A 277-nucleotide genomic window follows, 5' to 3' on the forward strand; every position below is an offset into this window, starting at 1 on the left:
CCGGATGCTCAATAGCCGTATGCAGTGCATGCCTGGTGACGAGGTCTGGCTCGTCAGCGAGCGGCGGTCGACCGGGGAGCAAAAATACTATGTGTCGAACCTGCCGGCCGATGCCACCATCAAGACGCTTGCTGCCACGATCAAGGCCAGGTGGATCTGTGAACAGGCCCACCAGCAGCTCAAGGAGGAGCTTGGGCTCGACCACTTCGAAGGTAGATCCTGGACGGGATTACATCGACACGCGTTGATGACGATGATCGCCTACGCCTTCCTCCAA

1 protein-coding gene is annotated in these 277 nt (G+C 58.8%); it reads left to right on the forward strand.

Features of this window, described 5'->3' with window-relative positions; translation table 11 throughout:
- Positions 1–277, forward strand: a 277-nt coding sequence (locus KJQ96_RS39085; RefSeq protein ID WP_213291229.1) for a transposase, incomplete at both ends; no start/stop codon positions are given.

The sequence above is a fragment of the Bradyrhizobium sp. sGM-13 genome, from assembly GCF_018398875.1.
Classification (GTDB): Bacteria; Pseudomonadota; Alphaproteobacteria; order Rhizobiales; family Xanthobacteraceae; genus Bradyrhizobium.